This is a genomic window from Flavobacteriales bacterium (assembly GCA_016124845.1).
Classification (GTDB): Bacteria; Bacteroidota; Bacteroidia; order UBA10329; family UBA10329; genus UBA10329.
On record WGMW01000006.1, the window covers coordinates 1 to 17,537 of the forward strand.

At 50.7% G+C, this 17,537-nt stretch carries 10 protein-coding genes; 6 read left to right on the plus strand and 4 right to left on the minus strand.

Annotated elements, in window-relative coordinates; all coding sequences use genetic code 11:
- Positions 1 to 168: 168 nt before the first annotated feature.
- Positions 169 to 672, plus strand: coding sequence for a phosphoribosyltransferase (locus tag GC178_02070; GenBank protein ID MBI1286340.1), 504 nt, complete (start codon positions 169 to 171; stop codon positions 670 to 672).
- 122 nt (positions 673 to 794) lie between these two features.
- Here the strand turns inward: GC178_02070 and GC178_02075 are convergent, their stop codons facing one another.
- Both GC178_02075 and GC178_02080 read right to left on the minus strand, forming a co-directional pair.
- Entirely contained in the window at positions 795 to 1,292 is a 498-nt protein-coding gene (locus GC178_02075) for an AAA family ATPase (GenBank protein MBI1286341.1), read from the minus strand.
- A 148-nt stretch (positions 1,293 to 1,440) separates the two neighbouring features.
- Positions 1,441 to 2,244, minus strand: a complete 804-nt coding sequence (locus GC178_02080) for an SDR family oxidoreductase (GenBank protein MBI1286342.1) — start codon at positions 2,242 to 2,244, stop codon at positions 1,441 to 1,443.
- 123 nt (positions 2,245 to 2,367) lie between these two features.
- Between GC178_02080 and GC178_02085 the strand changes: the two genes are divergently transcribed.
- The gene (locus GC178_02085) at positions 2,368 to 3,540 is read left to right on the plus strand and encodes a hypothetical protein (protein ID MBI1286343.1); all 1,173 of its coding nucleotides are present in this window, start codon (positions 2,368 to 2,370) and stop codon (positions 3,538 to 3,540) included.
- A 117-nt stretch (positions 3,541 to 3,657) separates the two neighbouring features.
- The gene (locus tag GC178_02090; GenBank protein MBI1286344.1) at positions 3,658 to 3,957 is read left to right on the plus strand and encodes a hypothetical protein; all 300 of its coding nucleotides are present in this window, start codon (positions 3,658 to 3,660) and stop codon (positions 3,955 to 3,957) included.
- 154 nt (positions 3,958 to 4,111) lie between these two features.
- Here GC178_02090 and GC178_02095 read toward each other — a convergent pair whose 3' ends face one another.
- Positions 4,112 to 8,563, minus strand: coding sequence for a hypothetical protein (locus tag GC178_02095; protein MBI1286345.1), 4,452 nt, complete (start codon positions 8,561 to 8,563; stop codon positions 4,112 to 4,114).
- Here GC178_02095 and tsaD point away from each other — a divergent pair.
- Positions 8,213 to 9,625: a tRNA (adenosine(37)-N6)-threonylcarbamoyltransferase complex transferase subunit TsaD gene (gene tsaD / locus GC178_02100; protein ID MBI1286346.1), complete on the plus strand. Its 1,413-nt coding sequence runs from the start codon at positions 8,213 to 8,215 to the stop codon at positions 9,623 to 9,625. The two genes, GC178_02095 and tsaD, sit on opposite strands and share 351 nt — an antisense overlap.
- A gap of 37 nt (positions 9,626 to 9,662) precedes the next feature.
- Entirely contained in the window at positions 9,663 to 10,919 is a 1,257-nt protein-coding gene (locus GC178_02105) for a T9SS type A sorting domain-containing protein (GenBank protein MBI1286347.1), read from the plus strand.
- On the opposite strand, the gene GC178_02110 is transcribed toward GC178_02105, so the two are convergent.
- Entirely contained in the window at positions 10,920 to 16,184 is a 5,265-nt protein-coding gene (locus GC178_02110) for a hypothetical protein (GenBank protein MBI1286348.1), read from the minus strand.
- Between the two features lie 89 nt (positions 16,185 to 16,273).
- On the opposite strand from GC178_02110, the gene GC178_02115 reads away from it, so the two are divergent.
- Positions 16,274 to 17,422: an FAD-dependent oxidoreductase gene (locus GC178_02115; GenBank protein ID MBI1286349.1), complete on the plus strand. Its 1,149-nt coding sequence runs from the start codon at positions 16,274 to 16,276 to the stop codon at positions 17,420 to 17,422.
- Positions 17,423 to 17,537 lie beyond the last annotated feature (115 nt).

Sequence of the window (17,537 nt, forward strand, 5' to 3'; positions counted from 1 at the left end):
ACAAAATGTTCCAGACAGCTCTGTTCGTCAGCGAACCGCTCGAAAAAATCCTTGAATGTCATCATGTTCTTAGTTTTGACACAAACCAAGAACCATGCACCGTAACCAATTTACGGGGTCGGATTGCGGATAATCATTTTGGCTAATTTGCACCCAAATTCCAATCCGATGAGCGCAGTACAGACCGTTGTCCTCAATGAAACGCAGATCAACCAGAAGATAGACCGTTTGGCATTCGAGATCTATGAGAACCATTATGATGAGAAGGAGATCATTGTGGGCGGCATTGCCGGTATGGGCTACACACTGGCCGAGTTGCTGTGCGAGCGGCTCAAGAACTTCTCCGACATCAAGGTAACGCTGGTTTCTGTGAAGATCGATAAGGAGAACCCGCTGGGCGGTGACCCATCCGTAGAACTTGAAAAGGCCGATGTGGAGGACAAGGTGGTGATATTGGTGGATGATGTGCTGAACAGCGGCAAGACGCTGATCTATGGCATCAAATACTTTTTGGAGGTGCGATTAAAGGCGCTGCGCACCGTGGCACTCATTGACCGCGATCACAAGCGTTTTCCCGTAAAGGCCGATTATGTGGGGCTACACCTGAGCACCACGCTACAGGAACACGTGCGCGTGGAACTGAATGGCGAAATGGCGGTTTATTTGGAGTGAACCTCCCCCAACCCCTCCCAAGGAGGGGAGCAGTCTCTTTGAACCAACGTTGCAAATTCCCACCAACACTCCCCTTTCGAGAGGGGGAGTGGCCGAAGGCCGAGGGGGTCAAAACCTAATTCTTATTTGAGTTGAGCCACCAACTCCTCCACATCCAGATTCACCCCATTTACCACCACATTGGCGCGGCTGTAAAAAGGCTCCCGTTTCTCCAACTGCTTCTCCACTTTCTCCAGCATCTTTTCGGCAGATAGTCCTTTCAGAATGGGGCGTTCGTCCTTACTTGCCAGCACACGGTCTACAATGGCCTTGGGTGCCATCTGTAGGTAAACGGTGGTTCCCGCTCCGTTCATTTCATCCATCGATTCGAAGAAACAGGGCGTGCCACCGCCTGTGGCCATCACAAAACCGTCCTTCTCCAACCACTTGCGCAGTTCGGTCTGCTCCCGCTTGCGGAAAGCCATCTCCCCTTCTGTCTTGAAGATCTCTGGAATGGACATACCTGCCGTTTTCTCGATCTCGGCATCCAGATCCACCACGGTAAGGTCCAATGCCTTGGCCAATTTCTTTGCGGCCGTGGACTTGCCGCTGGCCATATATCCTATGAGGAAAACCTTCATATTGATTTACGATTTACGATTGATGATTTGAGAAATGATTGAACCGCAAGTTTACGCTGAGAATACTGAGTCCTTCTCTGTGAATCTCCATCTCTTCTTTATTCTCTGTGCAATAATTCCTGATACCTGAAAGCTGATGACCTGAAACCTATTTAGGTAGATCACCTTCTTTCTCAATGGTCTTAATCACCTGCCTGTCTACAAACCCCGGAAGCAGCTTGCTGAGGTAATACGACAGTTTTCCTTCGCGGGTAAGCACCACGCGCTGCTTGCGGTTCTTCACCCCGTTGTAAATGTGGTCGGCCACCTCCTCCGAGGTCATCATCCGACCCTCATCGCGTGGCGATTCTCCCTGACTGCTGCCATCTGCCACCAAGGCCGCCTTGCGGATGTTGCTCTCGGTGTAACCCGGATTCACGATCATGACGTGCAGCCCCGTATTGTGGTTCTCCAAGCGCAACGCCTTCAGAAAGCCCTCCATCGCAAACTTGGATGCCGAATAACCCGTGCGTCCAGGAAGTCCCTGATATCCGGCCACCGAAGAGATGCCCACCACCGAACCGTTGTACTTCAGCAGTTGCTTCAGCGCGTACTTGGTGCAATACACCGTGCCGAAGAAGTTCACCTCCATCAACTGGCGGATCACAGTCAGGTCGAGATGCAGGAAGAACGCCCGCATGCTGATGCCCGCATTGTTGATGAGCACATCGATGCGGCCGTATTTGTTCAGCGTCTCGTTGATTATGCGCACGCAATCCGTCTCGTTGGCCACATCGCCCTGCACGGTGATCACCTCGATGTTCTTGGCGCGGAGTTCCTCGGCCGCAACTTCCAGATTCTCGGCATTTCTGCCTGTGATGCAGATGCGTCCGCCCTCGCGACCGAACCGCTCAGCACACGCCTTGCCGATTCCCGAGCTCCCGCCCGTTATCAGCACTACTTTATCCTTGATGAATGACATGGGGCAAAAGTAGGTTTATTGGGTGGTCGGTTAACAGGCGACTGTATACGGCTCAATTGACAAATGTCAATTCGTACGTTCATTCTTGCTATGTTCGCTGAAATTCAATTTTGCATGGAAATCGTTGAGGTCAAGGACAAGCAGCAGGAGAACGAATGGGTGCTCTTCCCCACCCGATTGTACAAGGATGACCCGCTTTACATCCGCCCCATCGATCAGGAGACCAAAGATGTTTTCGACCCGAAGACCAACCGCTTCTTCAATTATGAGAATAGCGCGGCCATCCGTTGGCTGCTGCAAAAGGACGGCAAGACCATCGGGCGCATTGCGGCCTTCGTGAACGGAAAGACCTACAACACGGAAGACCAGCCCACGGGCGGTGCAGGTTTTTTCGATTGCATTGATGACCAAGAGGCCGCCAACATCCTCTTTGACGCTGCGCGGGATTGGCTCAAGCAGCGTGGCATGGAGGCCATGGACGGCCCCGTGAATTTTGGCGAACGCGACAAGAACTGGGGTGTGCTGATCGATGGCTTCGCGGAGCAGAACTATGGCATGTTGTACAATGCGCCCTACTACCAGAAACTCTACGAGAGTTATGGTTTTCAGCTTTATTTCAAGCAGTACACCTATGGCCGCGATGTACAGAAAACGAAAGACTTCGAGCCACGGTTTTACGAGCGAGCCAAGCAAGCTTTGGACAATCCCGACATCAGTTTCCGATACATTAAGAAGAAGGATTTTGACAAGGCGGCCGTGTATTTCCATGAGGTGTATACCAAGGCGTGGGGCGGCCATTCTGGCGTAAAACCCATGACGCTGGAACAGGCGCAGAAGATGTTCGGGAAACTGAAACCGATTGCTGACGAGCGTCTCATCTACTTCGGTTTTTACAAAGACCAGCCTATCTCGTTCTTTCTTTCCATCCCCGAACTGAACCAGCTGTTCAAATACGTGAACGGAAACATGAACTGGCTTGGGAAACTGAAGTTCGCCTACCACATGAAAATGGGGCATTGCAAGAAGATGCTCGGATTGGTTTTCGGAGTAATTCCCGAATGGCACGGCAAAGGTGTGGAAAGTGCCATGGTGGTCTCCTACTCTGACATTGCGTGGAATCAGGGCCTGCCATACAAGACCATTGAAATGAACTGGATCGGGGATTTCAACCCCAAAATGATGAAGGTCTGCGAACAGCTCGGTGCTGAGATCTGGCGCACCCATGCCACATACCGCTATCTCTTCGATCGGGAAAAACCGTTTGAGCGGTGCCCAATTTTGGAGTGAGATGATCCACAGACCACAGTCCACGGTAAGCAAGTCCGTTAAAATCGACCGTGGACCGTGGACCGTGGACCATGGACTAATTTTTAATTCCTAATTTTTCAGTTCCATTCAACCACCATGCGAGACTACATCTACATCATCAACCTTGTTCCGAAATTCCAAGACCCAAGCAGTTGGACAGACAAGGAGAACAAGATCATTGAAGACCATTTTGAGCGTTTGAAACGCCAGCACAAACGCGGAACCGTGAAGTACGTGGGTAAGACCGACCTGCCTGTGGATAATACCAGCAACTTCGGCATGGTCGTATTTGAGGCCGAGAACGATACCATGGCCGAACTCTTCGCGCAGGCCGACCCGGCCGTCATGGCGGGCATCATGACCGTGAAATGTTTGCCGTTTAAGCAGGTGCTTTAACGATTTCTGTTGCACAGAGAAGTTATGAGATTTTGAGACCCACAGAGACTTAAGGCTCTTACCGCAAAGGCGAAGAGTTCAATCAAAGAGCGCAAAGATTCCCCTCTGTGAACCTCAATCTCTCCAATAAATCTCTGTGCAATAAATCAACCTGTCAATTCCCCTGCGGAGGATCATAATCCTTCTTCTTGCGTCTTCTGAAAAGATCACCGATGCGGTCGAATTCCTGCTGGTAACTGATACCGACACCTTGCGTAAAGGGCGCGTTCTGCGTCAGCGTGTTGATGTCGTTACTCTTGTTGAAGGCACGAACTCGGAAACGGCCATCGGAAGTGATCTTGTATTCGATGTTCACATCACCCACAATATTACTCGAACTCGACTGCGTGTTGGTCACACCCACATTTCCGTTCACGATGATGCGGCTGTTGAACAGCTGCGTACTCAACGATGCCTGCAGCTCATCGCTGGTGATCTCGTTGCCAGGTCGGTAATTGACCCCGATATCGAAGTCGTTACTGATCTTGGACAGCCAGTTGCTCAACTGGTTCGAGATCATCTCGGCTGAACTGGATGAGAAGAACCCTCCCGCCTGTTGTAGCGCCTGGTTCTGGCTCTCAATGGGGAAGAAGCGGTTCAGCACCAGCAGACCGAACACCTGTCGGTTCATTTCCTGCACGTTCCCCACCCCGATGCGGTTCTTCACCTCGGTCAATGTCTGGTTGTCGGAGTTCGGCAGTCCCACATCGAAATCGATGTTCGGATTCATAAGATTTCCCGTCATGTGCAGGATGCAGTCCACCTGAATACGCCTCTTGTAATTGGAATTGCTCGTATCGGGATACATGAGGTCGTAGAGCGATGTACGCACTCCGTAGGTTCCAGTAATGTCGATGATTGCATCGTACGGACTTCCGCTCCAGTTGATGGTTCCGCCCTGCTTGATCAAGAATTTCTTGTTGACGATATTCTGTAGTGTGAAGAGGTATTCGCCCTTGTTGATGTAATAATCTCCGAACATGCGGAAGTGACCCGAATTGTCCAACGTCATGCGGATGTTCCCATCGCCTTTGCCTTTGATGATGTCGCCCACTTTCGGGTCGAAGATCAGTTGCACCTCCGCGTCAGAGGTCACTTCCACGTCCAGTTCAAGCGTCAGGTTCTTAAAGTTGACCTGAAATTCATTCTCCAACTCGATCTTGTCGTTCTCCCCTTTGGGTTTTACGAAAGTGATGAACTCCGATTCATCCACATTCTTGGCACCGAAAAGCGGAATATTGAAGCGGGTGCCACGCTCAGTTTTCATGGCCACCTCCAAGTGCATGTTCTTCGGGTCACCGAAAAAATGAACCTGCCCGGAACCGTACGCCTTTCCATAATACAGCGAGTTCATGGCCGAGTTGGTGTTCAGCGCAAAGAAATCCTCCACATCTAAATTGGCATCGAAGCGGAAATTCTTGAACGCATCGTGCTTCACCCAACCATTCACCTTGCCTTTTTTGCCCAGCTCATCCATCACGGTCAGGTCGCGGAAAAAGAAACCGTCCTTGTGCACCTCCACCGTATCACTGATGGAGAAATGCGTATTCAGATACGTGAACAGCAGATTGGCCTCATTCAATATCACCGTTCCTTCCAGTTCAGGAGCTTTCGTGGTTCCTTTCAGCGTCAGGTTCGCCTTGGCGGTTCCTACCACATCGCTTAGCACCGTTTGAATGTACGGGTCGAAAACACTCAAAGGCAGCTCTTCCACCGTGGCGCGCAGGTTGAAATTCTGCTTGCGGTCGGCACCTGGCAGAAACTCGCCCACCACACTCAGCGAGGTCATATCTGCCCGTTTGAACATGCCGAACACCTGTATGCTCCGCGTGGAAGGGATCCACGAATTGTTCAGTTCACCATCACCGATAAGCACATCGTTCAGCACCAGCGAATCCACTTTCAATTGGTTAGTGAGGAACAGTTTGTCGTAGAGACCAGAAAGTTGGGCCGAACCTGAGATGTTTCCATCCAGCGTAATGCCTCCGCCTTGCGTCAGAAGATTGAAGTTCTTCAGGTCGAAATTGTCCAATTTCACGTTCAATTTCGATTGGGGATCCTTGGAGATGATACCATTGAGCCCGATGCTCTGTGCCCGATTGAAGAAGCGGAAATCCGAGAATTCGAAAGCCGTGGTATCGATACGCAGAAGGTTGTTCTCCGCCACCATCCAACGCATATCGGCAATATTCACCCGCGATTCCTCCAAGTGGAAACTGACCACCTCGTTCTTTGGGAACGATGCCACACCTTGAATGAAACCACGGTTCTCGATCTTGGTCTTGTTGTTCCAAGTAAGCACCACGCCCAGACTGTCATCAAACGTGAACGAACGAATTTGAAAGGCCGCCAGAAACATGCTGTCTGTAAGGTTGACCTTACTTGCCGAAAGCCCCAGCTCGAATTCCTTCCCAGGGTTTTCCGCCTGAATGTCCACATCATCCAACACCACATTCTTGAACCGCACTTCATGCAATTTCCCGCTCAGATAGACCTCATTCTTGCTCGAAGAATAATTGCCCACAAAACTGGAGCTGTCGCTCACCATCAGGTCTTTTGCGAAGAAATAACTGAGCAGTTCGGTATTCTTGAGTGCGATATCGAAATTGAACTCCAGTCCTTCATTCTCCTTCAATGTCTCAAAATCTGCCGCATAGCTCGGCAGGTGTTTCTTCAACATATTGTTCACCGCCTTCGGAATGTTCTTGAAGGTGAATTTGCCGTTGAAATCCGCATCGATCATCTCTGAACGTAGCCGCAATCGCTTTGAATTGCCTTCCTCTTCGGTCACTTCCAACGAAAAGGCATCGACCGTATAAAGTTCATCTCCTTCCTGCTGGTACTTGGCACTGTCAATGTCAATGCGACCGAGAATGTTGTCGATGTCATCGCCAGTAAAATTCACATCCAGCACACCGCTAACGGTCGCTCCTTCGCGCTTGCGCAGAAAATTGAGCTCGTAAAGGTTGGCGTGGCGCACATCCGAATGGAAGTTGAACTGCGGCAATTTCTGACTGAGGTCGAAACTTCCCGTGAAATCGAGGTCGATATTCTGCTCGGTGATGGCCAGAAACCCATCGAACTTGCTCTTGGCAAACGTGCCGTTCACCTCAATGTTCCTGTAGTCATAACTCACCAGTTCGGCCGAGGCAATGTGGCCTTCCAAGTTTGCGTTGATGTCCTCTTTGTTCAGTCCTTTTCCATTCACCTTGGCATTCAGCGTTACACGGCCCAATTTGTCGGTCTCAAAGAATTTCCCAAGGTCAAAATCGATGGAACGCAACTCACCTTCGTAAGCAAAGTCCTGAGGAGTTTCCCCTTGCTTCAGGCTGATATCTGTTTGCAATTGACCGATGTCTGTCTTCAGCTTTCCGTAAGCCACAAAATCGTTGACGAAACCCGTAAAGGATCCTTGGAACCGCAGTTTTCCGAGATTGGAAAGATTCTCAGGAACCGAAAGCCGCTTACCAGAATTGAACGGTGGCAGTGGAATGGCCACCAGATCGGAATAGCGCGTGGTGAACTGCTTGAGATTGAGATGCAGGAAGGTCTCATTGATGTTCGGAAGCCCATCTATGTCAATGTCTCCTTCCAGAGAAGTGACCTTTCCGTAGGCGATCTTCAGGTCGCGCGCGTTCATGGAAGAAACAGGTCCATCCACGTGACCCGAAATGCGCAATTTCTCTTTCAATCCGTTCAGCGCAGGCGCGAAAAAAGCGATGTCATCAAAATCGATCACCGATTCCTGAAAATCGTAACCCATGTTCACGCTATCGACAAACGAAATGTAATCCGACCACGAATGGTACGTGTAATGCAGGTCGAGTTTCAGATTGCTGGTGGCCGTTTCAATGGCAAGGTCATCCACTTTCAGCTCCGCTGGACTCACCTTGGCCTTTCCTTGGAAATTCTTCAGGTAAAACCCACGGTTCTCGTAGCAGTTCAATTGATCCACATTGCCATAGATTGTATCCGCATCCATGCGAATTCCGTTTATCAACAGATTGATCCTGCGCACATCCAGATCCTTGTAATCGATACCTATCGGTGTCTTTTCCGAATAATGGTTCCGAAGTTGGAACGAGGCATTTCTCAGTTCCAATGCATCTGAGCGGATGTCCCACGCCTTGGCCACTTTGGTGGTGTCTTTCGGTCCAGCGAAATAATCGATCAGGAACTGAAGATTGAGCTTCTCATCCCCTTCATACTTGTGCAGATGAAACTTCAGATCATCAATCCGAACCTTAGTAAACTGCAATTGTGCCTTGTCCAAACTCAGGTATTTCAACCCAAGTTGAAGGTCTTTCAGATAAGCAAGCGTGTCGCCTTTCAGGTCTTCCACATACAGCCCTTCCAAGATCAATCTGTTAAAGAAACCGATATCAACACCTTCCACTTTCACGGTGGTTTTCAGCTCATCAGAAAGATAACCAGCAATGTACTGGGTGATGCGCGTCTGCACGCGCGGACTCCGAAGTGCCACATATCCGCCACCGATGAGCAGCACCAGAAGCAACGTCAGAAACGTCACCCAAGCGAATGCCTTTTTGATACTTTTGAAAATCATCGACCTGCGAAAACTGTGACCTCAAAGGTAACCAATAACAATGCCGCGCTAAGTTCACCGCTCATTTTGGCCATTGAGTCTTCTTGCGATGACACTTCTGCGGCCATTCTGCAAGGCAATCGCGTGCTGGCAAATGTAGTGGCAAATCAGGCTGTGCATGAGCAATATGGTGGCGTGGTTCCTGAACTGGCATCACGCGAACATCAGAAGAATATTGTGCCCGTGGTGCAACATGCGCTGAAAACCGCAGGCGTTGGCAAGGAAGAATTGGATGCCATCGCTTTCACCGAAGGTCCCGGCCTGATGGGAAGTCTGCTCGTGGGCGGGTCGTTTGCAAAGACGCTTTCGTTGGCGTTGGGCATTCCGCTTATCGGTGTGGATCACATGAAAGCACACATTCTGGCGCACTTCATTGATGAAGGCAAGCCGATGCCCGAATTCCCATTTCTGTGCCTGACGGTGAGTGGCGGCCACACACAGATCGTGCTGATAGAAGCTCCTCTGAAAATGACCGTTGTGGGCAAAACCATTGACGATGCGGCTGGCGAAGCGTTTGACAAAGCTGCCAAGATCCTGAACCTCGGTTATCCTGGCGGCCCCGTTATTGATCGATTGGCCAAAACAGGCGATGCTTCCAAATTCAGCTATGCGATTCCGAAAACAGACGGTTTCGATTTCAGCTTCAGCGGTATCAAAACATCATTTCTGTATCAACTTCAAGCAGAAATGAGGCAGAATGAAAAGTTCATTGATGAGAATCTGAACGACATCTGCGCCTCATATCAGCATCACATCATCTCCTATCTGCTCTCGAAAATGGAGGATGCGCTTATCCATTATGATGTGAAAGATATTGCGCTTGCGGGAGGTGTTTCGGCCAATAGCGAACTGAGGTCACGGTTCGATGGGCTGGCGGAGAAATATGGCATTCGGTCGCATGTTCCCAAGTTTGAATATTGCACCGACAACGCGGCCATGATCAGCATTGTCGGTTATTTCAAATTCTTGGAAAATGCCTTTGATGGGCTTTCCATCACGCCCAAGGCACGCCTCCATTTCTGACGGCTGTCGTCTTGGCTTGTAATCAACCACTCTTACCATGAAAAAATCCTTAACGCTTTTGCTCGTTTTTGCTTCGCTGAACTCATTCGCGCAGCAGACATCCATTTTATTTCTCGGAAACAGCTACACGTACACGTCCGACCTGCCAGGAACGCTTTACAACTTGGCTCTGGCGGGAGGCGACACCATCTACCACGATCAGAACACGCCTGGAGGCTACACCTTTAACCAGCATTCGACCAACGCCACCTCGCTGAGTAAGATTGCCAGCCGCAATTGGGATTACGTGGTGCTTCAGGAACAAAGTCAGATTCCATCGTTCCCGCCATCGCAGGTGGCCAGCGATTGTTTTCCGTTTGCACAGGTTCTGGTCGATTCGATCAAATCGAATTACGCATGCACGGAACCTGTCTTTTTCATGACCTGGGGAAGACGCGATGGCGACCAGTCGAACTGTGCGAATTACCCACCGCTTTGCACGTTCGAAGGCATGAATGCGCGTCTTCGCCAAAGCTACCTTCAAATGGGTTCCGACAACGATGCCACTGTTGCTCCGTGCGGTGCCGCTTGGCAGCAGATGAAACTCACGAACAGTACATTCTGGAACGGACTTTATTCAAACGATGGCAGCCATCCGAGTGCGTGGGGCACTTACTTGAATGCGTGCATTTTCTACGCTACCATTTTCCGCGAATCGCCTGTTGGCATTCCATACTATTCCAGTATTGGGCAAACCGATGCCGAAACCTTGCAACAGCTTGCGCAAGATGTGGTGCTGGACAGTTTGAGCAACTGGTATATCGGCCATCAGGATGTGGTTTCCAATGCCACCGATACGATGGTCGGTTCATTTACATTCGATTTTTATGGTCTGAACGAAAATGCGACCGACCATTTCTGGGATTTCGGTGATGGAAGCACCTCAACCCAAGAAAATCCCACTCACGAATACCCGAATGATGATGTCACTTACGAGGTGATGCATGTTGCTTACTCTGACTGTGGTTCGGACACCTCGTATCTTCAAGTTTCCACCACGCATTTGGGAGTAGCGGAAACCAGCCGACTCCAAGAAATTCAGATTCTTCAAACAGGAAATTGGATTGAGATAAGGAATGTGCTGAATGATGATCTACAACTCACCGTTGTAGACTATGCGGGAAGATCGATCTGTTCGAAATCGCTTGCTGGAAGCAGCACTACGGTCGTTGATCTGCCAGTTGCAACAAGCATTTACCTGGTGCGCATTTCGTCTGGAGAGGAACAGTTGACCCGAAAAATCATGACGCGATGATCACCATTGTATGCCAAGGTCGTAGATGTCTTTGGACGTGCTCTTGTCGTTCTTGAAGTAGTACACACCGCCCCAATTCCATTTCACACGCGTGTAACGGTCAGCAACGCCTTCTTTGCGTTTGACGATGACATGCTTGATCTCGCGGTTCTCCTTCACTTCAGATTCTTCGGTCACGCCCATTGGATATGATGCTGCAAGATCCATCTGATACTGCGTTGGCTTCTCCTCCATCGAAGCTGACGCGGCTTTCTTCTGCTCCTCGATGGCTTCGAGTGCCTTTCGTTTCTCCTCGTATTCAGCCTTCAGCCTTGCGCGGACCTTCTCTTCGTATTCGGCACGGTTTGACTCAGCTGAACTCGCGGCAAGCTCCTTTGCCTTCTTCTCGAACTCCATCTTGTTGCGATAGTTCTCTTCTTTGAGAGCGATCTCTTCCTTTCGCTTCTGCTCTTGCTCTTCGCGCAGTTTACGTTCGAGTTCCTTCTTATCCTGCGCAATGCGACCTGCTTCCGCCATTTCTTCTGCGTTGCGGATGCGTTCCTGCTCCTCTGCCTTTTCCTGTTCCGCTTTCAACTTCTGCGCACGCTCGATCTTCTCTTGATCCAAGCGCTGCTGCTCCAGTTTCCGCTCTTCTTCTGCCTGCTCCCGAAGCTGTTTCCATTCTTCGGCAAGTGCCTTTTTACGCTCATTCTCCTCTTCTTCGCGCAACCTTCTGGCCTCAAGTTCTGCGGCACGTTCGGCATTCTTTTCGGCAGCAATACGGGCCACTTCCTCTGCACGTGCCATTTCAGCCTCATGCTCCAATCGTTCCTGTTCAGATTTTTTCTTGCGCGCCTCTTCGGCCAGTTCCCGCGCTTCTTGCTGCTTTGAAAGTTCCTCTTCTCTGCGTTCCCAAGCCTCAAGTTCCTGCCGCTTGCGCGCTTCCATCATAGCCACTTTCTGTGCACGCTCCTGCTCCTTTCTGCGTTCTTTCAGTTCCTGCTCACGCTCAAATTGTGCCTCTGCCGCAGCTTCCTGTTGATCGGCCAACTGCTTTTCCTTCTGCTCTTTTTCAAATTCCGTTTGGAACTCTTTTTTCAATTTCGCCTCAACCTCCGCTCTCATCCGCGTTTCGCGCTCGGTCATTTCTTTTTCCAAGATGGCTGATGCCTCGGCCTCCATTCGTTCCTCATCCGCTTGCGCTATGGAATCTTGCTCAGCCTGCAACTGCTTACATTTCCTTTCGGCAGCCTGCTGACGGGCGATCTCTTCCATCTCCTGCTGCTGACGCAACCGCTCGGCCTCGGCTTCGCGCTTGGCGGCAAGTTCCGCAGCTTCTTGCTGACGTTGACGCTCCAACTCGGCCAACCGAGCTTCCTCTGCCTTGCGTTGCTCTTCCGCTTTTTGGCGGGCTTCTTCCTCAGCCTTTCTCCTTGCCTCAGCAGCCAATGCCTCTTGCTCAGCTAAGAGTTCGCGTCTTTCCTGCTCCTGCTCACGAACCTCTGCCAGTCTTCTTTCTTCCGCTTCTTTCGCCAGTCGCTCAGCATCTTCCTGCTGCTTTCTTCTGGCCTCCTCCTGAAGACGCTTTTGCTCTTCCGCCATACGTTTTTCCTCCTCGGCTTTGGTCTTCGCCAATTCGGCCTGTTTCTGGGCCTCCTCCGCGGCCTTTCGTTCCTGCTCCTCCTTCAAACGCTGTTGCGCTTCCAGTTCGGCCATTTCTTCAGCGGCTTTGCGTGCTTCCTCCGCTTTGGCTGCAGCTTCTGCCTCTTCACGTAGTTTCTTCTCCTGTTCTTGACGCGCCTTTTCTTCGGCCGCGAGTTTCTCAGCTTCGACCTTAGCTGCGGCCTCTGCCTCCGCTTTCAATCGCTTCTCTTCTGCTTTTCGGGCCTTCTCCTCGGCCGCTAAACGTTCTGCTTCCTCCTTGGCCTTCTGTTCAGCCAACTTATTCTCTTGGGCCTTTTGTTCCACCTCTGCTTTGGCAGCAGCCTGCTGTTCTTCGCGAAGTCGTTTTTCCTCTTCTAACTTGGCCTTTTCTTCAGCTATCCGTTTTTCAGCTTCGGCTTTTGCGGCCAGTTCTGCTGCTTCTTGCTGACGTTTTTCTTCTTCCAGGCGTGCCTGTTCTTCTAACGCACGTTTTTCGGCCTCGGCCTTGGCTGCTGCTTCCGCTTCCGCTTTCTGTCGCTTCTCCTCTTCCTTACGGGCTTTTTCCTCGGCAGCCAGACGCTCTGCTTCTTCCTTGGCTTTCTGCTCCGCAACACGTTTCGCTTCCTTCTCAGCTTCTTCTTTCAGACGCTGCTCCTCGGCCAGCCGTTCTGCCTCCGCTTTGGCGGCTGCTTCCGCTTCGGCCTGAAGTCGTTTTTCTTCTTCCAGGCGTGCCTGTTCCTCTGCCGCACGTTTTTCAGCCTCGGCCTTGGCGGCTACCTCCGCTTCCGCTTTCTGTCGCTTCTCCTCTTCCTTGCGGGCCTTCTCCTCGGCTGCCTGACGCTCTGCTTCTTCCTTGGCCTTTAGATCCGCAACGCGTTTCGCTTCCTTCTCTGCCTCTTCTTTCAGACGCTGCTCCTCGGCCAGCCGTTCTGCCTCTGCTTTGGCGGCTGCTTCCGCTTCGGCCTGAAGTCGTTTTTCCTCTTCCAGGCGTGCCTGTTCTTCTACTGCACGTTTTTCAGCCTCGGCCTTCGCTGCTGCTTCCGCTTCCGCTTTCTGTCGCTTCTCCTCTTCCTTGCGGGCCTTCTCCTCGGCTGCCTGACGCTCTGCTTCTTCCTTGGCCTTTAGATCCGCAACGCGTTTCTCTTCCTTCTCAGCTTCTTCTTTCAGACGCTGCTCCTCGGCCAGCCGTTCTGCCTCTGCTTTGGCGGCTGCTTCCGCTTCGGCCTGAAGTCGTTTTTCCTCTTCCAAGCGTGCCTGTTCTTCTGCCGCGCGCTTTTCGGCCTCGGCCTTAGCTGCTGCCAGTTCCTGTTCCTTCTGATCGATCTTCGCAATCAATGCTTTCGCTTCGTCACCTTCTGGTTTCAACGAAACTGCTTCGTTCAGCTTTTCGCGGGCCTGATCGAATTTTCCTTTTTCAAAGAGATCTGAGCCCGATTGAACAAGGGTAGCTACCTGCTTGTCCAGTTTTTCCTGTGCGCGTTTTTCCTCTTCCGCCTTGGCGATCAAACCATCAACCTCTGCCATCTTGGCCTTGGCCGCAGCATCATCAACACCCGCTTTAGAGGCTGCCTCATATTTTGCTCTGGCCTCATCGAATTTTGAAGCTGATTGAAGCGTAGCTCCTTCGCTCATCAAAGCGTTGAACTGTTCCTGCTGTTTGGCAAGCTCCTCTGCCTTTCGTTTTTCTTCCTCCGCTTGCTTTGCAGCCTGTTCCTGCTCCAGTCGGTCTATCTGCTCTACAAGTCCTTTCGCCTCTTTGCTTTCTGGCATCAACGCCAAAGCATCATTTGCTTTCTGTCGTGCTTCGCTGAGCTTGCTTTTCTGGACGAGTTGAACGCCATCATTAACCAGATCGGCCACTTCCTTGGCCAATTTCTCTTTTGCCCGCTGCTCCTGCTCTGCTTTCGCGATGAGGCTTTCAACCTCCGCCAAATGCGCTTTTGCACTGGCATCATCAACCCCAAGTTTGGAAGCGGCTTCATATTTGACCTTGGCCTCGGTGAACTTGGAAGCCGATTGCAACGAACCGCCCTCTGCAATAAGTTTGGTGAATTCCTCTTGCTTGGCAGCTAACTGCTGCGCCTTTTTCTGCTCTTCCTCAATTCGTGCACGGACTGCTTGAATACGGTCTTTGGTCTCCTTGTATTCGGGATCCAAAGCCAGCGCATCTTGATACTTTCCTTGCGCTTGTTGGAGTTCTCCAGCCGTGAGCAACTTGTCTCCGTCCAGTAGCAAAGCCGCAATTCTGAGTTTACGCTCCTGTTCTTCCTTCTGCTTTTTGGCCATCTCTGCAAGAATTGCATCAATGGCTTTGATGCGTTCCTTGGGCAGATCGGCATCAGGAATCACATCACCTGCATCTTGGTACAGCCCGCGTGCCTCTTCATATTTTTCGGCAGATTCAGCCTTTTGTGCATCTGCGATCAATTGATCGAACTGCTGCTTGAGTTTGAGTTTCTCCTGTTCCTGCTTGGCAATTGCTGCGATGGTCTCTTTCAGCTCCTTGAGTTTGGCAACAGGTTCATCCGAATTGGGATTCACATCCGCAGCGGTCTCATAGATGTTGATGGCGGCCTCGTATTTTTCCTTTGCCGTCAGATCGGCTGCCTGCGCCATCAGATCATTGAACTGCTTTTCTTTCTTGGCACGTTCTTCCTGCTCGGCTTTCACCTTGGCCATTCCCTTTTCTGCCTGAGCCACCTTAGAAGCCGCATCCTTTCTATCGGGGAAAATTCTTGAGGCTTCTTCCAGTTTGGCCTTCGCTTGCTCGTACTCTTCCTTAGCAAGAAGTTGGTCTGCCTCTTTCAGAATGGAAGCATAGTTGTCCTCCTTGGTCTTGAGCTCCGCTGCCTCTTTGGCTTTCTGTTCTTCCGCCAGCCGTTTGGCCTCCGCTTCAGCCTCTTTGCGTTTGCGTTCCTCCTCGGCCAACCGTTCCGCTTCGGCTTTCGCAGCTGCTTCAACCTCTGCTTTCAGACGCTTTTCTTCTTCCTCCTTCGCTTTTTTCTCAGCCGCCAAACGCTCTGCTTCTTCCTTGGCCTGAGCTTTTGCCGCTGCTTCGGCCTGCTTGGCCTGTTCCTTGGCCAACTGCTCGGCCTCCTTGCGCAATCTTTCCTCTTCCTTGAACTTGTCCTCGTTCAATTTCTCCAATTCCTCGAAAACCTTCTCTTCCTGCTTCTGGAATTCCATGGAATAATCGAGGTCGTAATCGAACTCATTGTGGCGCTCGTTGTAATGCACCTTGGCCACTGGATTGGAGAATATGGCCTTGTTCAGCCCAGATTGATCCTGAAAAAGCTCTACGATAAAATCGAAATCCCACACCATGGAAGCATCTGCGGGCACAGCCGTGTTGAACTCGATCTTCTTGGCAACATAACCTGGTTTGCTCACATCCAGCATGTATGTGGCATCAGGCTGGAAGAAAAAGTTGAACTTACCGTTGGATTCTGTGGTCAGTGTCTGATCTACCTTTCCGTTCTTATAAAGCGTGAGTTTTGCTCCATCCAATCCTTTCCAGCCTTCCTTTACGGAACCTGAAATATCCAGACCGCGGTCCTGCGCCATCGATACCGATGTCACCGAAACGAACACAACCAGAAGCAGAAACGTAAAAATCCGTGTCATCAATCTACTCAACGCCATCTTAGCACAAATTTGCGCATCGATTTGTTATTACACGCAAATTTGGTTTTTGTTTCACTTTCACGAACTTAAACCAAGCTATTTCGACAATGAGCAAATATCACCATTCGCCTGCATTAAGCTTCTGGGAGATCGATCAGTATCTGCGTGATGTTGACCTGTTGATCGTGGGAAGCGGCATTGTAGGTCTCACGACCGCCATTTATTACAGAAAAAAGCACCCGAAACATAAGGTGGTCATTGCCGAAAGAGGCATCCTTCCATCAGGCGCAAGCACGAAAAATGCGGGGTTTGCCTGTTTCGGTAGCCCGAGCGAACTGCTCGCAGATCTGAAAACATCCACCGAAGAAGAGGTGTTTGCAACCGTTACCAAACGCGTAAATGGCCTGAATGCATTGCGGAATCTGTTGGGAGATGAAGCCATAGGATTGGAAATGTGCGGTGGATATGAGCTCTTCTTGCAGTCGGATCTCGAGCTATTTGAAGAAAGCAATGAGAAGTTGAATTATCTCAACCAACGCATTTGGGAATCGACAGGGCTTCGAAACACGTATTCCGTTGAGAATAACAGCAAGCGATTCGGATTTCATAGTGTGGAACATCTTATTCTAAACCAGCACGAAGGTGCCATCGATACGGGAAAAATGATGCGTTCGCTTGTTGATCTGGCACAGGCTGCGGGCGTCATCATTCTCAACTCGCTGGAAGTAGAAGAATTTCAGGATAATCGGCACTCCGTGGAGGTCAAATTCCAAAATGGGTGGATCATCAGTTGTAGACAACTTCATATCGCCACAAATGGGTTTGCCACAAAGTTGCTTCCCCAACTGGATGTGAAACCTGCCAGAGCACAGGTACTGATAACCGAGCCCATCGCAAACCTCAAGATCAAAGGAACCTTTCACATGAATGAAGGTTTCTACTATTTCAGAAACGTGGGCGACCGTTTGCTTTTTGGAGGTGGCCGCCAGTTGAGTTTTGACGAGGAAACCACTTCTGAAATCGGCCTGACCGAACTGATTCAAACCGACCTTGAAAAGAAGTTGCGGGAGATCATTCTTCCCGAAACGGAATTTGAAGTAGACCACCGCTGGGCAGGTATCATGGGAGTTGGAACCTCCAAAAAGACTATCGTCCGAAGCCTGTCTGATAATGTGAGTTGTTCCGTAAGGCTGGGTGGAATGGGTGTTGCCATTGGAACCAGCATCGGCCATGAGTCGGCACAGCTGATCGGATAAAACAAAAGCGGAGACCGATCTGTCGATCAATCTCCGCCTCGCTTCGAATTCAGACCGTGGTCTGAAACCAGCGCCAAGCTGCTGTTATTACGGCTTCCCCTTCCTTTTCGGCAGC